The 18863-nt window shown below is 40.6% G+C and carries 20 protein-coding genes; 19 read left to right on the top strand and 1 reads right to left on the bottom strand.

Going from position 1 to position 18863, the window contains the following annotated elements:
* Positions 1-20: 20 nt before the first annotated feature.
* The 6 genes from FW757_RS04115 to FW757_RS04140 all read left to right on the top strand — a co-directional run bounded on the left by FW757_RS04115 (position 21) and on the right by FW757_RS04140 (position 6107).
* Complete coding sequence (locus FW757_RS04115; protein ID WP_182739926.1) at positions 21-815, top strand: hypothetical protein; 795 nt, start codon at positions 21-23, stop codon at positions 813-815.
* Between the two features lie 74 nt (positions 816-889).
* Positions 890-1507, top strand: coding sequence for a transcriptional repressor LexA (gene lexA / locus FW757_RS04120; protein ID WP_145237778.1), 618 nt, complete (start codon positions 890-892; stop codon positions 1505-1507).
* A 421-nt stretch (positions 1508-1928) separates the two neighbouring features.
* Positions 1929-3071 (top strand): cytochrome c oxidase subunit II, encoded by a 1143-nt coding sequence (gene coxB / locus FW757_RS04125; RefSeq protein WP_145237781.1) that lies wholly within the window; start codon positions 1929-1931, stop codon positions 3069-3071.
* Positions 3071-4669, top strand: coding sequence for a cytochrome c oxidase subunit I (gene ctaD / locus FW757_RS04130; RefSeq protein WP_145237784.1), 1599 nt, complete (start codon positions 3071-3073; stop codon positions 4667-4669). Before coxB ends, ctaD begins: the two co-directional genes overlap by 1 nt.
* A complete protein-coding gene (locus FW757_RS04135; RefSeq protein WP_182718543.1) occupies positions 4669-5196 on the top strand; it encodes a cytochrome c oxidase assembly protein in 528 nt (175 codons plus the stop codon). The genes ctaD and FW757_RS04135 overlap by 1 nt, the downstream gene beginning before the upstream one ends.
* A 35-nt stretch (positions 5197-5231) precedes the next feature.
* Positions 5232-6107: a cytochrome c oxidase subunit 3 gene (locus tag FW757_RS04140; RefSeq protein WP_182718544.1), complete on the top strand. Its 876-nt coding sequence runs from the start codon at positions 5232-5234 to the stop codon at positions 6105-6107.
* Here the strand turns inward: FW757_RS04140 and FW757_RS04145 are convergent.
* Positions 6007-6321, bottom strand: a complete 315-nt coding sequence (locus tag FW757_RS04145; protein ID WP_145237795.1) for a DUF2909 family protein — start codon at positions 6319-6321, stop codon at positions 6007-6009. The genes FW757_RS04140 and FW757_RS04145 overlap by 101 nt on opposite strands.
* Positions 6322-6333: 12 nt before the next feature.
* Here FW757_RS04145 and FW757_RS04150 point away from each other — a divergent pair, with 12 nt between their 5' ends.
* The 13 genes from FW757_RS04150 to FW757_RS04210 all read left to right on the top strand — a co-directional run bounded on the left by FW757_RS04150 (position 6334) and on the right by FW757_RS04210 (position 18839).
* Complete coding sequence (locus FW757_RS04150) at positions 6334-7074, top strand: SURF1 family protein (RefSeq protein WP_145237798.1); 741 nt, start codon at positions 6334-6336, stop codon at positions 7072-7074.
* Positions 7071-7565, top strand: a complete 495-nt coding sequence (locus FW757_RS04155; RefSeq protein ID WP_182718545.1) for a transmembrane cytochrome oxidase associated protein — start codon at positions 7071-7073, stop codon at positions 7563-7565. The genes FW757_RS04150 and FW757_RS04155 overlap by 4 nt, the downstream gene beginning before the upstream one ends.
* A gap of 17 nt (positions 7566-7582) precedes the next feature.
* A complete protein-coding gene (locus tag FW757_RS04160; RefSeq protein WP_145237805.1) occupies positions 7583-8572 on the top strand; it encodes a COX15/CtaA family protein in 990 nt (329 codons plus the stop codon).
* An 8-nt stretch (positions 8573-8580) separates the two neighbouring features.
* The gene (gene cyoE / locus FW757_RS04165; RefSeq protein WP_182718547.1) at positions 8581-9489 is read left to right on the top strand and encodes a heme o synthase; all 909 of its coding nucleotides are present in this window, start codon (positions 8581-8583) and stop codon (positions 9487-9489) included.
* A complete protein-coding gene (locus FW757_RS04170) occupies positions 9486-10109 on the top strand; it encodes an SCO family protein (RefSeq protein ID WP_182718548.1) in 624 nt (207 codons plus the stop codon). Before cyoE ends, FW757_RS04170 begins: the two co-directional genes overlap by 4 nt.
* A gap of 170 nt (positions 10110-10279) precedes the next feature.
* Complete coding sequence (locus FW757_RS04175) at positions 10280-10552, top strand: STAS domain-containing protein (RefSeq protein ID WP_149980677.1); 273 nt, start codon at positions 10280-10282, stop codon at positions 10550-10552.
* Between the two features lie 9 nt (positions 10553-10561).
* Positions 10562-10924: a response regulator gene (locus FW757_RS04180; protein WP_145237813.1), complete on the top strand. Its 363-nt coding sequence runs from the start codon at positions 10562-10564 to the stop codon at positions 10922-10924.
* Between the two features lie 15 nt (positions 10925-10939).
* Positions 10940-13027, top strand: a complete 2088-nt coding sequence (locus FW757_RS04185) for a chemotaxis protein CheA (RefSeq protein ID WP_182718549.1) — start codon at positions 10940-10942, stop codon at positions 13025-13027.
* A complete protein-coding gene (locus FW757_RS04190; RefSeq protein ID WP_149980428.1) occupies positions 13024-13509 on the top strand; it encodes a chemotaxis protein CheW in 486 nt (161 codons plus the stop codon). Before FW757_RS04185 ends, FW757_RS04190 begins: the two co-directional genes overlap by 4 nt.
* Positions 13510-13556: 47 nt before the next feature.
* The gene (locus FW757_RS04195) at positions 13557-16244 is read left to right on the top strand and encodes a methyl-accepting chemotaxis protein (RefSeq protein ID WP_182718550.1); all 2688 of its coding nucleotides are present in this window, start codon (positions 13557-13559) and stop codon (positions 16242-16244) included.
* Positions 16245-16365: 121 nt separating this feature from the next.
* Positions 16366-17187, top strand: coding sequence for a CheR family methyltransferase (locus FW757_RS04200; protein WP_182718551.1), 822 nt, complete (start codon positions 16366-16368; stop codon positions 17185-17187).
* Positions 17180-17797 (top strand): chemoreceptor glutamine deamidase CheD, encoded by a 618-nt coding sequence (gene cheD / locus FW757_RS04205; protein ID WP_182718552.1) that lies wholly within the window; start codon positions 17180-17182, stop codon positions 17795-17797. The genes FW757_RS04200 and cheD overlap by 8 nt, the downstream gene beginning before the upstream one ends.
* A 10-nt stretch (positions 17798-17807) precedes the next feature.
* On the top strand, positions 17808-18839 hold the full coding sequence (locus tag FW757_RS04210) for a protein-glutamate methylesterase/protein-glutamine glutaminase (protein WP_182739922.1): 1032 nt from the start codon (positions 17808-17810) through the stop codon (positions 18837-18839).
* Positions 18840-18863 lie beyond the last annotated feature (24 nt).

The following is an 18863-nucleotide window of genomic DNA, read 5'->3' on the forward strand; positions in this document are numbered from 1 at the left end:
ACTGTTAATGGATCTTAAGGATGAAAGTAAAGGTATTTGGATGTGGTGCAATATTATTAATGAGCCTTGTTGCTCAGCCGCAGGCTGTTGCTAGTACCCAACATCAACTCGATATTGGTTTTACCGATTTAGCTGGTTTAGATGAATCTTTTTTAGGCGCACGGTATCGATATTTTGCGCAAGATCTTGAATCGTTGACTGGTCCATACGAGCTAAAAGCGTATTTAAATCAAGTCAATAATTATGCTATTGGTGGGTTTGCTAATGATGATTTTAGCTATTTAAATGCCGATGCTGCCATCTATGGTCCCGCAGGATTAGTTATTAGTGCCAGCGCGCAGCGCCTCTGTGAGGATAATAGCTATTGGCAAAATACTGATTATTTAGTGAGTGCCGCTGTTGGTAAGCAAATGAATGAGCAGTTACAACTAGGGTTCAATATATATTACAGTCGCTTAGAGCGCCATGATATGTGGTTTGGCAAAGATAATGAAAGAGTCGCGGTTGAATGGACTTATGCTCCTTATGTTCGTTGGACAAATATAGTTAGCAATCAAGGTTGGGATTTAGAGCTAAAGCAATTGGCAGGGCGTTATCGTTATGTGCAGGGGCAGGCGGTTTATTATGTAAATCAAGCATGGTCAGTGGGAGTCGTTGCTAATATTCGTAATCAGAAAAATCTAAAAGACAACTATGAACTGCAAACGCAATATTGGTTTAATCAACATGTAGCATTAAAGTTTGGTCTTGGATCTGCGCTTGATTCTGGAAGTGGTTTAAATAGTATGAGCTTGTTATTAACGGCGCGATTTTAAGCCAATTTATATTTGCGATTTTCAGATAACTGTATATACTCACAGTTAAATGTACTGTATGGAAAACCAGTTGTATGCGCCCATTAACGAATCGCCAAGCTCAAATTCTCGAACTTATTAAAGTTTTTATTAAAGATACCGGTATGCCGCCAACCCGTGCTGAGATTGCGCAAACGTTAGGTTTTAAAAGTGCTAATGCAGCGGAAGAACATTTAAAGGCATTAGCGAAAAAGGGCGTTATTAAAATGAAGCCCGGTGCCAGTCGAGGTATTCAGTTAGTTGAAGAGGATGAGCCGGAACAACTTGGTTTACCTCTAATAGGCAGAGTTGCCGCTGGTGAGCCTATTTTGGCAGAGCAGCATGTTGAAAGTCATTGCAAAATAGATCCACTCTTGTTTAAACCGGCTGCTGATTTTTTACTGCGTGTGCAAGGCATGAGTATGAAAGACATTGGTATTATGGATGGCGATTTATTGGCTGTACACAGCACTCAAGTTGCTGAAAATGGCCAGGTGGTGGTTGCCCGTGTTGATGACGATGTAACAGTAAAACGCCTTGAAAAAGCAGGTAAAAAAGTTTTTTTACATGCTGAAAATGATGAATTTTCACCGATTGAAGTGGATCTTGAACATGAATCTTTCAATATTGAAGGGTTGGCTGTTGGGGTGATCCGCAACGCTGATTGGATGTAAATTTTTTGATCTATATTTTGCACCAAATTGGTGAAGTTTGGTGCATTTAATTTTTTACCGCTTTAATGGCTAGATTTTATACTTAGCTATAGCGTCCTAAGCCCTATCAAATCTACTTACCAGCTACTTTTAGCCCTCTAATATTATCCCTAATTACAAAATAACGCGCTGATTTTTAGCTGTTATTTATGCACCAAAAAAGAATTTAATTGCTCTTAAAACTTGCTAATTGTTCATTTTTTAACTAATTGGTTAATACACTGTGTTAACAGCTACTTTAAAAGTCTAACAATTTTGCTCAATAGCATAATTTAGGGTTGCGTTAATATTCAGTAACAATAAAAAATAACGAATTGGCGCGAATAAAGCTGTGCCGCCTTTTCGCTTTGCGTTTTGCAATAGCATTTAAAGGAGCCGTCACATGGGTAAATTGAGCTCTACCTTGTGGCTTATATTGTTTGTTCTACCGCAGCAAGTATTGGCTAATAGCCAGTTTAATATGCGTAAGGGCGTAACAGATATAAGTAATGATGTTTATCAGCTGCACATGACAATATTTATTATATGTTGTGTGATTGGGGTCATCGTGTTCGCCGTGATGTTTTGGGCACTGATCCACCACCGTAAATCTAAAGGGGCAAAACCAGCCCAATTTCATGAAAGTACTAAAGTTGAAATCCTTTGGACGGCAATCCCGTTTGTGATTTTAATTGGTATGGCAATTCCTGCGACAAAAACTTTGATTGCAATGGAAGATGCTAGTAAAGCTGATCTCACCATTAAAATTACTGGTTCTCAATGGAAATGGCATTATGAGTACATGGGTGAAGATGTTGAGTTTTATTCAATGCTTGCTACACCTCAAGATGAAATAACTAATCTTGCAAATAAAAACCCTAATTACCTGCTTGAAGTTGATAAACCTTTGGTGTTGCCAATTAATCAAAAAGTACGATTTTTAATGACCTCAGACGACGTTATTCATTCTTGGTGGGTGCCTGATTTTGCAGTGAAAAAAGATGCTAACCCTGGGTTTATCAATGAAACTTGGACCAGAATTAATGAAGAGGGCATTTATCGAGGGCAATGTGCAGAACTATGCGGAAAGGATCATGGCTTTATGCCTGTGGTGGTTGAAGCTAAATCTGAGCAAGCATTTGCAAACTGGCTGAGCGAAGCTAAGCAGGCAAAAGCAAACGCTGCAATTGCTGATGCTGCCTTATTAGATCAAACATTACCAAAAGAAGAATTAATGACACTCGGCGAGCAAGTCTATATGGCCAGTTGCGCTGCGTGTCACCAACCAACAGGTATGGGCTTACCGGGGGTTTTCCCTGCGCTCAAAGGCAGTCCGGTAGTATTAGGAGATATTAAAGATCATATTGATGTCGTGCTTCATGGTCGCCCAGGTACCGCTATGCAAGCATTTGACAAGCAGTTATCAATCAAGCAGCTAGCAGCTGTGATCACCTATAAGCGTAATGCATGGGGCAATGACACTGGGGATGTAATTCAACCGAGTCAGATACAAGCCGCGATTGATGCAACTTCGGAGGCTAAATAATGAGTAGCGTAACAGAGCAACAACATGATCAAGCTGCACACCATGATGGACATCATCATCCTGCGAAAGGTTTTAAACGCTGGCTTTATACTACTAACCATAAAGATATCGGAAGCTTATATTTAATTTTTTCGTTGACGATGTTTTTAATTGGTGGCGCCATGGCGATGGTGATCCGCGCAGAGTTATTTCAACCTGGCTTACAGTTAGTAGAGCCTCACTTTTTTAATCAAATGACCACAGTACATGGCTTGATCATGGTCTTTGGTGCCGTTATGCCGGCCTTTACAGGATTGGCTAACTGGATGGTACCACTCATGATTGGCGCACCAGATATGGCATTACCACGGATGAATAATTGGAGCTTTTGGATTTTACCTTTTGCTTTTATTATTTTACTGGCATCCCTATTTATGCCAGGTGGTGGCCCGGCATTTGGCTGGACTTTTTATGCACCACTGTCAACAACTTACAGTAACGATAATACCGCATTATTTGTTTTTGCTATTCACATCATGGGTATTAGTTCAATTATGGGCGCAATCAATGTGATTGTAACTATCGTTAATTTACGTGCGCCAGGTATGACTTGGATGAAGCTGCCGCTGTTTGTGTGGACATGGCTTATCACCGCTTTTTTATTGATTGCTGTGATGCCGGTATTGGCCGGTGCTGTGACTATGGTATTGACTGATAAGTATTTTGCAACCAGCTTTTTTGATGCTGCTGGGGGCGGTGATCCGGTGATGTTCCAGCACATATTTTGGTTTTTTGGTCACCCTGAAGTGTACATTATGATTCTGCCAGCCTTTGGCATTATCTCGACTATAGTGCCGACCTTTTCACGTAAAAAATTATTTGGTTATGCCTCTATGGTATATGCCACATCTTCGATTGCTTTACTGAGCTTTATAGTTTGGGCGCATCATATGTTTACCACAGGTATGCCTGTCGCTGGCGAATTATTTTTTATGTATGCCACTATGCTGATATCGGTGCCAACTGGGGTCAAAGTATTTAACTGGGTAGCCACCATGTGGCGTGGTTCGATTAGTTTTGAAGTGCCTATGTTATTTAGTATTGCGTTTATTGTGTTATTCACTTTAGGTGGTTTCTCTGGGTTGATGCTGGCGATTACTCCTGCTGATTTTCAATACCATGATACTTATTTTGTGGTGGCGCATTTTCATTATGTGTTAGTGACTGGGGCGATATTTTCAATTATGGCCGGGGCGTATTATTGGCTGCCAAAATGGACGGGAAATATGTTCAATATCACCTTGGCTAAATGGCATTTTTGGTTGTCGTTAGTGAGCGTGAATGTATTGTTTTTCCCTATGCACTTTGTTGGTTTGGCCGGTATGCCGCGCCGGATTCCTGACTACGCACTGCAATTTGCAGACTTTAACGCGATTATTAGTATTGGTGGCTTTGCTTTTGGTTTATCACAATTGTTATTTGTGGTTGTAGTATTTAAGTGTGCACGAGGCGGCGATAAAGTGCCCGCCAAAGTGTGGGATGGTGCTGAGGGTTTGGAATGGGAGGTGGCATCTCCTGCGCCTTATCATACTTTTGAAACGCCACCGGAGATTAAGTAATGAGTCATGCACCACTGCTTAAGCGCTTAGTTTTAATATGTCTTGGCATGTTCGCTTTTGCGTTTGCTTTGGTGCCGTTGTACGACGTTTTTTGTGATGTAACAGGCCTTAATGGTAAGCCTTCGTTAGAGCAAGCAAAGCAAAGTACGAGTGTTAATGAGGCACGAGAAATCGACGTAAGCTTCACAACTCATGCGCAAAGTGGAGCGCCATTTGAGGTGCAATCACATGAGTATAGTGTGGTAGTAAAGCCCGGAGCTATGCGCGAAGTGCTGTTTAGAGCAAAAAATACCAGTAATGAAGATAAAGTCATGCAAGCTGTACCGTCGGTGTCTCCAGGCAAAGCAGCTAAGTATTTGCATAAAATGGCTTGCTTTTGTTTTGATCAACAACTTTTGAAAGCAGGTGAAGAAGTGGAATTTAAACTGCTTTTTTATGTTGATACGCAATTACCTGAAGATGTTGAAGAGTTAACTTTGTCTTATACCGTGTTTGATATTAGCGGGCAGATAGTGGCTAGTAATTAGGTTGCCAAGCTAATAGCTAATTAGGAGCAAACAAAATGGATAAAAATTACGAAAAATATTATGTTCCCGCGCAAAGTCCGTGGCCAATAGTTGGCGCATTTGCGATGTTTTTTATTGCTGTTGGTGCAGGTCTTACTGTAATGCAAGCAAGCAGCGGCGGTGGTGCTGGCCATTATGTACTTTACGCAGGAATTGGTGTGTTGCTGTTTATGCTATTTCGCTGGTTTAAAAATGTCATTGAGGAGTCTGATCAAGGCTTATATTCAGCACAAATGGATCGCTCGTTTCGTCAAGGTATGAGCTGGTTTATTTTCTCTGAAGTAATGTTTTTTATGGCTTTTTTCGGTGCCCTTTTTTATGCCCGGATGATCTCTGTGCCTTGGCTTGGCGGCGCCGGAAATAATGCCATGACCAATGAGGTACTGTGGCCTACTTTTGAAGCAATCTGGCCATTAGTTACTACACCCGGTGGTAGTACGACACAGGCTATGGGTTGGCAGGGATTGCCGCTGATCAACACATTAATATTACTAACCTCGTCGGTTACCTTACATTTTGCTCATGTAGGCATGGAGAACAATAAGCGTGGGCCATTAAAAGTATTTATGGCACTGACAATCGTATTAGGGGTCTGTTTTTTAGGGCTGCAAGTCGTAGAGTATATGCATGCTTATCAGGATTTAGGACTGACCTTAGATGCTGGCGTATATGGCAATACTTTCTTTTTACTAACCGGCTTTCATGGCATGCATGTGACCTTAGGAACTATTTTATTATTAGTCATGCTGATCCGTATTTTAAAGGGCCACTTTAGCCCAGATAAACATTTTGCGTTTCAAGCCGCAGCTTGGTATTGGCATTTTGTTGATGTGGTGTGGTTGTGTTTATTTGTGTTTGTATATGTGCTGTAACTTTATCAATTGGTGATGAGTTACTGTGGATGAAACCTAGTTTAAGGGCTGCAATAACAACCACTAAGACGATAACAGAAAACAGCACACGACGGCCTAAATAGTGAGACATAGGCCGTCCATCTGTTTTACCCGATACCATAATAAATAAGGCACGGAACAAGTTAAAAAGTATAAATAGTAGCAACAGTACGATAATAATTTTAATAATCACTGGGTCACCTTTATGCAGTTAATTTTATGGCGTAAACAAAAGCTTAGCTCAATTATTACCATTTGCGTGGTAACCATTGTGGTATTGGTATGTTTACGCCTAGGGTATTGGCAATTACAGCGAGCTGAAAGTAAAACTGAGCAATTAACACAAATAGCAGCCCTGCAAAGTCAGGGAGTAATGAGCTGGCAGCAAATGCAGCAACTGCCTAGTGATTGGAATAAAACGGGCTTGCAGATAAGTATCTCTGGAGTGCTAGATACGCAGCAATATTGGTTGTTAGATAATCAAGTTTACCAAGGTCAGGTTGGCTACGATGTACTTACCTTGCTGCGTTTACAGCAAAGTAAGCAAACTCTGTTGGTGAATTTGGGTTGGGTTAAAGCACCACTTACTCGCCAGCAACTCCCTAGTATAAACCTACCATCGACTCCTTTGGCAATGACCGTGCAATTAAAGCAAGGAAAGCTCAGTGGCTTTACTTTGCAAGATGCACAACACAAGACGGATACAGCATGGCCCAAGCGCGTACAAATTATCGATTTAGCATTGTTTTCACAGCAAACAGGTCGCGACATGATTGACTTTATTGGTTATCGGCAAGGTATCGCGGATGAGATTGCTGCGCCGCATTACCAAGCTGTGGTGATGAGCCCCGAAAAACATCAAGCCTACGCAGTGCAATGGTTATTGATTGCGATTGCCTGCCTTGTTATTGCTGTATTTGCTTTTAAAAAGAAGGAATTACAATGAAAAACAATCCGTTATTAATATTTATTGGCTGTTGTTTAGTGCCTTTAATACTGGCGTATTTGGCGTTAAAGCTTGAGTGGATACCTAGTGCATCGAGTAATAAAGGGGAATTTTTAAAACAGGAAATAAAACTACAAGATTGGAAAAAAACGGAGCATAAACAATGGACTATTGCTTTAAATCACCCAGCACAATGCCAACAAGCTTGTGCACAGCAGTTACAAGCACTAGAGAACCTCTACATCGCTCTTGGTAAAAATCAAGGTAAAGTCGATGTAGCCATCCTTGGCCAGACACAGCAAAAAGAGCTGCCATGGCGTCAGTTACCTGAGGTTGATGTACTGCAACCAGCTAGTTTATATCTAATTGATCATATGGGCTTAGTGGTCTTGCAGTATCCTTACCATAGTGAGCCACAGCAAAACCGTTTGACTCAAAAAGGACTGTTAAAAGATTTAAAAAAATTACTTAACTATTCGCGTTCTAGCTAATTTAAGGAGTGCCAATTATGTATAAAAACTATAAACATTTGGTATTAGCCACTTTTATGTTATCGATCTTAGTTGTTGGCTTAGGGGCTTATACGCGCTTGAGTGATGCCGGATTGGGTTGTCCGGATTGGCCCGGTTGCTATGGCTTTTTGACGGTACCCAAGCATGAGGCTGATTTAGCCCATGTAGAGCAAACCTACCCAGATATGATGTTCGAAACCGCTAAAGCGTGGAAAGAAATGATCCATCGCTATTTTGCCGGCACGTTAGGTTTACTTATTTTAGCGTTATTTATATTGGCTTTATTAAAACGTCAATATCCAACCACGCCAATTAAATTACCCTTACTATTACTAATACTGGTGGTGTTTCAAGCGGCTTTAGGGATGTGGACCGTCACCATGAATTTACAGCCGCTGATTGTATTGGGGCACTTATTAGGTGGATTTAGTATTTTATCATTGGTTACATTATTGTATTTACGGCTAACGGCAAAACCAATTTTTGGCGGCGACGCCCCAGCTCGGCGTTACTTTAAACTTAGTCTAGTCGCATTAGTGGTGTTGGTATTGCAAATAGCGCTAGGCGGTTGGCTTGCTGCTAATTATGCGGCGCCGCACTGCAATGGCTTGCCATTGTGTAGTTACGGACAGCCGTTTTCATTGAGTAGTGTATTTCAGTTGCCATTAGAGCAAAGTACTTATGAATATGGTGTACTTTCACAGCAGGCTAGAATGTCGATCCATTTATTACATCGAATGTGGGCGTTAGTTACCTGTGTAGTATTAGCGCTGATCATGTGGCGCATTTATAGCCGTGCTGTGTCGAGAAAAATAAAGCATTGTACAGTCTCCGTATTGGTCGCGTTGCTGTGTCAAATTTGTTTGGGCTTGGCGGTTGTGCACTGGCATTTCCCGCTCGGCGTTGCGCTGGCACATAATTTAATGGCTGCCATACTATTGTTAACAGTCGTTCGTTTATGTTTTTACTTAAAAGCACGTACATAGGGGCAGTTATGACACCATTAATAGCAATAACAAAGTTAGCACCTAGCCAAATTAGCGGCTTAATAAATGATTATTTAGCGATCAGTAAATTTAAAGTAGTCGCGATGTTGGTATTAACAGCATGGGTTGGTTTAGCGCTGGCACCCGATGTTGGTCGTGGTATTGGCGTACAGTTTATTAGTTTACTGGGGATTGGCTTGTTATCCGCAGCAGCTGCGGTGATCAATCATGTGGTTGATAGCGAAATAGATAGCAAAATGGCACGTACACGCCATCGGCCAGTGGCGAAGGGGCGGTTATCTAAACTGCATGCTTTAAGTTTTGCCGCTGTTATTGGGGTGAGTGGTTTCATTATGTTGATGATCTGGGCTAATACTTTAACCGCTGTATTAACCTTATTTGCGTTAGTTGGTTATGCGTTTATTTATACCTCCTTTTTAAAGCGTGCAACGCCACAAAATATTGTTATAGGAGGACTAGCAGGGGCCATGCCGCCGTTGTTAGGGTGGGTATCTGAAACTGGCCATATGGCAGCTGCTCCTTGGTTATTAGTGATGATCATATTTACTTGGACTCCGCCGCACTTTTGGGCGCTGGCAATTGCTCGCAAAAGTGATTACGAACGCGCTAAGATCCCCATGTTGCCAGTCACTCATGGTATTGATTTTTGTAAAACCTGTGTAGTTGCATACTCTATTTTATTGGCTTTGGTATGTGTATTGCCTTATTTAATTGGTATGTCGGGGCTCATTTATTTAATTGCTGCGACATTACTTAATGGGATTTTCATCTATAAAGCGGTAAAACTAAAAATAGCGGGGAATGACGATAAAGCAATGGATTTATTCCGTTTTTCAATTATTCATTTAATGATACTCTTTGTCGCCTTATTTATAGATAAATGGTTCGTTATATGAATAGCTTAGCAGTTAAGCGTGGGGGGAGAGTGTGGTTGGCGTTAAGTTTATTGCTGTTAACAGCTTGTAGTGACAGCGCTATGCCTGACGTTGAAGCTTTGGTATATGAACAAGCCAAACCTTTGAGTGATTTTACTTTACAAGATCAAAATGCTCAGCCAGTAACTAAGCAAACATTGCAAGGTCAATGGAATTTAGTGTTTTTAGGTTATACCAGTTGCCCAGATATTTGCCCTCTGACATTAGCTAAACTCAATGGTGTTTATAAAGCGTTGAAAGATGAATACCCATTACAAATTTGGTTTTTAGCGGTCGATCCAAAACGCGATACAGTCGCTAAACGTAAAGCCTACATTGATTATTTTAATCCTGATTTTTTAGCGGTCTCAGGGGAGCATAAAGATTTATTCCCACTAGTTAGAGAGCTAGGTTTAATTTACGCAATTAGCAATAGTGATGAGCAAGAATATGCCGTTGACCATAGTGCTTCAATTGCGATGGTTGACCCTCAAGGAGCGGTAAGAGCCATATTTAAACCTGAATTTAAACAAGGCAGTGTGCCGTTAATTAATGCTAAATTATTAATAACTGAGTTTAAACAGATTGCGGATCATTATTAATAGCATAAGTATACTTTAATTCTTTTCGAGGAGCGATGAGCTCCTTTTTTGTTTTTCTTTTATCCCCCCTGTAAATAATTTCACTCTTTTTTCAACGCATTTATGGCATTTTTACTAACTCAGTCTAAGCTTTTGTTATGAATTGGTTAAACATGGAAAGTGCGAACAATATGATGAAGCTTCCCGCTGAACTAGCAATCACCCAAGTTGAAAACTTACACCAAGATTTATTACAAGAATTACACCGCAATGATGATGTTTGTTTAGACATTAGTGAAGTTGTACGCGTAGATACTGCCTCTATTCAACTATTGTGTGCTCTGCAAAAGCACTTGCTGTGCGTCCATCACAAAATTATTTGGGTTGGGCAAAGTGAGCCTTTAAAAAATGCCATTAGTCGCTTAGGCCTAAGTGAATATCTGATACTTGAAAATGTAGATTAAGGGGTTCATATGAAAAGAATTTTAGCCGTGGATGATTCGGCATCAATGCGTCAAATGGTGAGTTTTACACTGAAAAAGGCGGGTTTTGATGTCACTGAGGCAAAGGACGGAAGTGAAGCACTTAGCATCGCAAAACAACAAGGTTTTGATGCTGTTATTTCAGATGTAAACATGCCAGTGATGGATGGTATTACTTTGATCAGGGAGTTACGCACCTTACCAAACTATAAATTTACGCCATTGCTAATGCTAACAACAGAATCAGGTATGGACAAAAAAGTAGAAGGGAAAGCTGCTGGTGCAACAGGCTGGATAGTTAAACCTTTTAATCCTGAACAGTTATTAGCGGTTTTAAAAAAAGTAATTCGCTAATCTAGGGGACGGGGTATGAGTATAGATTTAAGTCAATTTTTTGAAGTCTTCTTTGAGGAAAGTTTTGAAGGCTTAGATGCGATGGAAGCTGAGTTATTAAACTTAGTACCTGGCGAAGAAGATTTAGAAACAATCAATACCATTTTTCGTGCTGCGCATTCTATCAAAGGCGGCAGTGGTACATTTGGTTTTAACTCTGTGTCTGACTTTACTCATGTGCTAGAAACCCTATTAGATCAAATTCGTGAGGGGAAACGAGAGCTTACCGCAGAGCATGTTAACCTATTACTTAAATCTGTTGATTGCTTGCGGGAGTTACTTCGTGGCTTACAAGCAGAGCAAGAACCTAATTTAGAAGAAGCAATTGCACTGAGAATTAAGTTTGAACAGATTTTAGGAGTAAACCAAGCCGAACAAAATAAACTGGAAGTCACTGCTAGCCCCGCTCAACTTGCGCTAAACACCTATCAGATTGATTTTAAACCACATCATCATTTATTTAAAACAGGCAATGAGCCACTTTATATGATCAGTGAGTTGGCTGAATTGGGCGATTTAGAGACTCAAGCTTTCAATAATGAGATCCCTGACATTGCTGATTTAAGTCCCGACGATTGTTTTTTATCTTGGCGATTCTTTTTAAACACAGCAAAAGATGAGAGTGCGATTCGAGAAATATTTGAGTGGGTTGAAGATGATGCTGATATTACCATCGCGTTGTGTGGAGGGTTATTTGCTGATGATGATGCGCAAATTACAACACCTGATGTAATTGAGGAAAACTCTAATTCAACTTCAGCCCCTGCAGTTGTCAATGTTGCTGCGGTTAAACCAATAAAAAAAGGCACTGCGGTCAAAGCAAGCACTCCAGCTGCAGAATCTACTTCAATCAGAGTAGGCATAGATAAAGTTGATTCATTGATCAATATGGTTGGAGAGCTGGTTATCACTCAAGCCATGTTGAGCCAAATTGGTCAACAAGAGATCACCGAAGCGACTATCGCCTCTTTGCAGGAAGGCTTAGCGCAATTGGCCCATAACACTCGTGATTTACAAGAAAATGTAATGCGTATCCGAATGCTGCCAATCAGCTTTGTATTTAGTCGTTTTCCGCGTTTGGTGCGAGATATTTCGCAAAAACTGAATAAGCAAGTTGAGCTAAAACTGTTAGGTGAACAGACCGAGCTTGATAAAACCGTAATGGAAAAAATATCAGATCCTATGGTGCACTTAGTACGAAATTCGCTGGATCATGGGCTAGAAACGGTTGAACAGCGCCTTGCTGCAGGTAAAGACCCAGTCGGTACAGTCACACTTAATGCATTTCACCAAGGTGGCAATATTGTTATAGAGATCATGGATGACGGACAAGGCCTTAATACTGTAAAGATTAAACAAAAAGCGGTTGCTAATGGGCTCGTAAGCGAAGCTGATGAGTTAGATGATGATGAAATTAATGAGCTCATTTTTATGCCCGGTTTTTCAACCGCAGATGAGGTAAGTGACATATCCGGACGTGGTGTTGGTATGGATGTGGTCAGGCGTAATATCCAATCACTTAATGGCTCGGTTGAAGTGTCATCTGCTGCAGGTGTTGGGTCTACCTTTACTATTCGCTTGCCACTTACTCTGGCTATTTTAGATGGTCAGTTAGTGAGGGTTGCAAAGCACACCTATATTATTCCATTAATATCTATTGTTGAATCATTACAAATTGATATCAATAAAGTCAGTCGAGTGGGTAAAGACTTAGACGTACTTAGACTGCGTGATGAATACATTCCTATCTTGCGTTTATACAGTATTTTCAATCATCAAGGTGCGATAGAAGCGCTTGATAAAACCTTGTTAGTGGTAGTTGAAAGCGATAATCAAAAAATTGGTTTGTTAGTTGATGATTTATTGTCACAGCAACAAGTAGTGATTAAAAGTTTAGAAGCTAATTACCAAAAAGTAGATGGCGTGTCAGGTGCCACTATATTAGGGGATGGTCGGGTTTCGTTGATTGTCGATATCAGCGGCTTAATTAAATTATCAGGATTAAGAAAACCCGGTAGCCAAGAATTGATTATTGAATCGCAAGCTAACTTGGAGGCTTCATGATCTCTGCGCACAGCGAATTAAATAACAAAATAATGCTTGAACAGGGCCAAGGAGTTAAGCAGTTTTTAACCTTTATTATGGCTGATGAAGAATACGGTGTTGATATTTTAACTGTTCAAGAAATTCGTAGTTGGGAGGAGATCACCGAGATCCCGAATGCCCCAGATTATGTAAAAGGGGTGATTAATCTACGTGGCACCATAGTACCTATTTTAGATCTTAGATTACGGTTTGGCTTAGCGACGATTGACTATGGACCGTTAACAGTGGTGATCGTAGTGAAAGTAATTTTTGAGCAAAATAGCAAGATTATGGGAATGGTAGTCGATGCCGTATCTGATGTTTACAGTATTGTAGAGCAAGATGCGAAGACGGTGCCTAACTTTAGCGGCTCAGAGAATGCTGAATTTATCGCAGGGTTAGTGAATGTCGGTGAGAAGATGGTCGCGTTATTGGACCTGCAAAAAACAATGGATATTTAGCCAAATACTAAATATAGCAAATGGTGATCAACAAGAAGGTGATGGGCATGGGGTGGTTTAGTAATTCTAAAAAATCAAATAATGATTTAATCGTTACGGCATTAAATAAGTCACTTGCGGTGATTGAGTTTGAGCCTAGCGGCATAATTATTACGGCGAATAATAACTTTTTAGATGTAATGGGTTACCCCTTAGAAGAAATTCAGGGCCAGCATCATTCAATATTTGTATCTAAAAAAGAAGCTCAGAGCAGTGAATATAAAAGCTTTTGGCAAAGCTTGAAAGGCGGAGAGTTTATTGCTGATGAGTTTAAGCGGATCAGTAAAAGTGGCAAAGAAGTGTGGATCCAAGCAACTTATAACCCCGTTAAGGATGAGCATGGAAATGTTATAAAAGTTGTGAAATTTGCCAGTGATATTTCGGCGCAAAAGATGGTCGCTGTTGAAGCTGCGGAGCAAATTGCTGCTATTAGTAAATCTCAAGCGGTGATTGAGTTTGATTTAGATGGCAGCGTGTTGACCGCGAATGACAACTTTTTGCAGACATTTGGTTATCAGTTAGAGGAAATAGTCGGACGGCATCATCGTATATTTATTGAGCCTGAGGTTGCTAAAAGTGAGCAATACCAACTGTTTTGGCAAAAATTAGGCCGTGGTGAATTTGACTCCGGTGAGTATTTACGTATTGCTAAAGATGGCAGTGAAGTATGGATCCAAGCATCTTATAATCCAATATTTGATCTCAGTGGCAAACCTTATAAGGTGGTTAAATATGCGACAGACATCACAGCTCAAAAAGAATTAGAAAAAGAATCAAAAAGGGATGCTGATCTATCGAGCGCATTAACGATCTGCCAGGCGAGTGTGATGATGGCAGACAATGATTTACAGATAGTGTTTGCTAATAATCAACTAAAACAAATGCTCCAAGCCAGACAAGGTGAGCTGCAGAGTGTACTAGGTGATTTTTCCGTCAATAGTATAGTGGGCTCAAGTATTACGGCATTTTTTGAAAATACAGCACAGCAGGCTCAGTTGTATACAAACTTGACCGACTCTATTGAATCAAAACTAGAAATTGCATCGTTAATTTTTAATATTATTGCGACCCCTTGGTTTAATAAAGAAGGTAAACGATTAGGAACTATAATTGAGTGGCAAGATTTAACCGAAAGTATTAAAAAAGCGACTGCTGAAAAACGTGCTGCTGAAGAAAATCTTAGGGTGCGTCAAGCCCTGGATCGAGTTGCAACAAATACCATGATTGCAAATACTAAAAACGATATTATTTATATGAATGAAGCAGTGCAAAATATGATGCGCAACGCTGAGCAAGATTTACGTCGCGATTTACCTAATTTTGATAGTAGCCAGTTATTAGGGCAAAACATTGATGTATTTCATAAAAATCCAGCGCATCAACGCAATCTGTTAAGCAAGCTAACCGATACTTACAGTGCAGAGATACTGGTTGGCGGGCGCACTTTTGGTTTAGTTGCTAACCCTATTTTTAACTCAGAAAATGAACGAATCGGCACTGTGGTGGAGTGGGAAGATCGAACAGCCGAAGTCGCAATAGAAAAAGAAATTGCTGACTTAGTCAGCTCTGCACGCAAAGGTAATCTAGACGCTCGTGTTACAGAGCAAGGTAAGGGCGGTTTCTTTTTACGTTTAGCTAAAGGTCTAAATGGTTTAATTGGTATTGTTGATGATGCTGTCACCGGTACTGCTAATATGCTTGATGCGATGGCCAATGGTGATTTATCAAAACGGATAGAGCAAGAGTATCAGGGGTCGTTTGAAAAACTCAAGCGTGATGCCAATACCACGGCTGATAAATTAACGGAAGTCATTAATCGTATTAATACCTCGGCAACCTTAGTGGCAAGTGGGGCAGAGGAAATATCTCAAGGCAACGCTGATCTAAGCCAGCGTACAGAAGAGCAGGCCTCATCGCTTGAAGAAACAGCATCTAGCATGGAGGAAATGACCAGTACAGTACGTCAAAATGCTGATAATGCAAAAGTGGTTAATGAATTAGCAGAAGAAACGCGCGACAAAGCGCAGCAAGGGGGCGAAGTTGTTAATCGCGCGGTGATCAGCATGTCGGCAATTAATGAGTCGAGTAAAAAAATTGCCGATATTATTAGCGTGATTGACGAGATTGCCTTTCAAACTAATTTATTAGCTCTTAATGCCGCTGTTGAAGCTGCTAGAGCTGGTGAACAAGGGCGTGGCTTTGCTGTCGTTGCCGGCGAAGTGCGTAATCTAGCGCAGCGTTCCGCGGGGGCTGCAAAAGAAATTAAAGAGTTGATCAGAGATAGCGTTGGTAAAGTTGAAGATGGCACTTTATTAGTTAATGAATCAGGAGCCACTTTAAAAGAAATTGTTATTGCAGTACAAAAAGTAACTGAAATGATATCTGATATTGCAGCAGCATCCGAAGAGCAAAGTTCAGGTATTGAGCAAGTCAACAAAGCTATTTCGCAAATGGATGAAATGACCCAGCAAAATGCGGCCTTAGTTGAGCAAGCATCCGCGGCCAGCGAGTCAATGTCAGAGCAAGCGAATGATATGACCCGGTTACTGAACTTTTTTACTATAAGTCAGCAAGACGCTGTAATTAATACTGCATCAGTAACTCCTACTACCGCGCCACCACGTAGTAATAATATCCGTAGTAAAGCGCGAGGTAATAACTTTGCTAATTCAGCTGATGAATGGGAGGAATTTTAACGTTTTTTGCAATCGGATTACTAGTTAAGCCTCTGTACTTTGAAAAATCCAGAGTCTTAACTTTTAGCAATTTTGTTAATATTCAATCGCAGCTCAGTCACGCCTATTGCGAGTAATTGTAATGAAAGAGTTTTTACTAACCGACCATGATTTCAAGCAAATAGCTGCAATAGTTTATGACGCGTGTGGCATTGTATTAGGTGATCATAAACGAGAAATGGTCTATTCACGTCTTGCTCGTCGGCTCAGAACATTGCAGCTGACAAATTTTAAACAGTATTTAGCTTATTTAGAGGCACATAAAGAGCAAGAATTTAGTGATTTTATCAATGCAATAACAACTAATCTGACTTCTTTTTTTCGTGAATCACATCATTTTGATTATTTGCAATCCCATGTAATACCAAAGTTATTAGTGACAAATAAAAGTACTCGGCGAGTTCGGATATGGTCTGCAGGTTGTTCAACTGGGGAAGAACCCTATTCTTTAGCTATGACCTTACATGGGTTATTTCCAGCCGATTGGGATGTGAAAATTTTAGCCACTGATTTGGATTCAAACGTATTAGCTAAAGCACAATCAGGTACCTACACTGCGGCTAATGTGAATGGACTTGAACAACATCAATTACAGCGCTGGTTTTTAAAAACTAAAGATGGTGAGTTATTCAAAGTTAAACCTGAATTACAGCAAAAAATTCATTTTAAGCGGTTGAATTTATTACAAGACTGGCCAATGAAAGGGCCTTTTGATGTGATCTTTTGTCGTAATGTGGTGATTTATTTTGATAAAGAAACAAAAGATCAGCTATTCCACCGTTATTGTCATATTTTAGCTGATCATGGATACCTATTATTAGGTCATTCTGAAACCATGGGAAAGGAGCATAGTGAGTTTAAAAACTTAGGTAAAACTATGTATCAGAAGGTGATTTATGGATAGTCATTTTAAGCCAGTATTACATGGCTTTGAGCATATTAAGCGGTTTTGGGACTCAGGTCAGCGGCAAGTTATTGCTAAAGTATTGCCCGGTGAATTTTACGTGTCAAAAAACGATGAGATGATTTCCACTGTGCTAGGTTCATGTATTGCAGCTTGCATTTATGATGACAAGCTTGGTGTGGGTGGCATGAATCACTTTATGTTACCGATTGAAAAAGGCGCAGAGCCAACTAGTGCGCATAACTTAAATTGTCGTTATGGTAACTGGGCGATGGAGTTTTTAATTAATGAAGTACTTAAAAATGGCGCCTCTAGGCAAAATCTAAAAATAAAACTGTTTGGCGGCGGTAAAATTATTCGCTCGATGACAGATATTGGCCTTGGTAATATTCGCTTTGCTTACTCTTATGTGCAAGAAGAAGGGCTAGAATTAGTGTCTCATGATGTGGGGGGGCCTTGGCCGCGTAAGGTCAATTTTAACCCTCAAACAGGCAAAGCACAGGTTAAAAAATTGCGCGACATGCACACTGATGTGATTGAAAAACGCGAAGTCCGTTATTTACACGATATTGAAGAACAAGATTCTAAAACCGATATTGAGTTATTTTAAGGGGTAAAAAATGGTCAAGGTGTTAGTGATTGATGACTCGCCATTGATTCGACGAGTATTGACGGAGGTACTACACCAGGCTGATGATATTCAGGTCGTAGGGTGTGCAGAAGACCCTTATCAAGCACGAGAAATGATTAAACAGCTTAATCCCGATGTGCTGACTTTAGATATTGAAATGCCGAAAATGGATGGTATTAGTTTTTTGAAAAACCTAATGCGTCTACGGCCTATGCCTGTGGTAATGATATCAACGCTCACCCAAAAAGGTTCACCGATGACTTTGGAGGCGCTGGAATTAGGGGCAGTTGATTTTATAGCTAAGCCGACAGTCAATGTATCTGAGCAATTAAGCCAGTATGCTAAATTAGTGCAACAAAAGGTCCGTACGGCAGCGGCGGCACGAGTACGGCCTTTTAAATTAAGCCAAGTACAACCTATCGAAACGTTAAGTAATGCACAGTTTAGTATCAATAAGGTTTTGGCGATTGGAGCTTCAACAGGAGGAACAGAGGCGATTAAAGAGGTGCTAATAAGAATGCCAGAAAACTGCCCTCCGATCGTTATCACGCAGCATATTCCACCTGTGTTTAGCAGTTCATTTGCTTTGCGCATGGATAGGACATGTACTATTAATGTCAAAGAGGCGCAGCAAGGCGATAAGTTAAAAGCTGGCTGGGCGTTTATCGCCCCGGGTGGTCAACACTTAAGCGTTATACAGCAAGGAGGCAGCTTATATTGTCAGCTTGATGAGAGCGAGCCGGTTAACCGTCATCGTCCTGCGGTTGATGTATTGTTTAACTCGCTGGTTAAAGTGTGCCCTAAAAATACCATCGCAGCTTTATTAACGGGTATGGGGAGCGATGGCGCGCAAGGTTTACTGGCGCTAAAACAGCATGGTGCTTATACCGTAGCGCAAGATGAACTATCGTCAGTGGTATGGGGCATGCCTAAAGCCGCTGTAGAGATCGGAGCAGCTTTAGCGGTGGTCTCGCTTGATAAAGTGACGCAGCATCTACTAAACCAAGCAATGAAAAAGTAGTCATCTTATAAACTTGAGCTGATT

The sequence above is a fragment of the Pseudoalteromonas sp. 1181_04 genome (assembly GCF_052850545.1).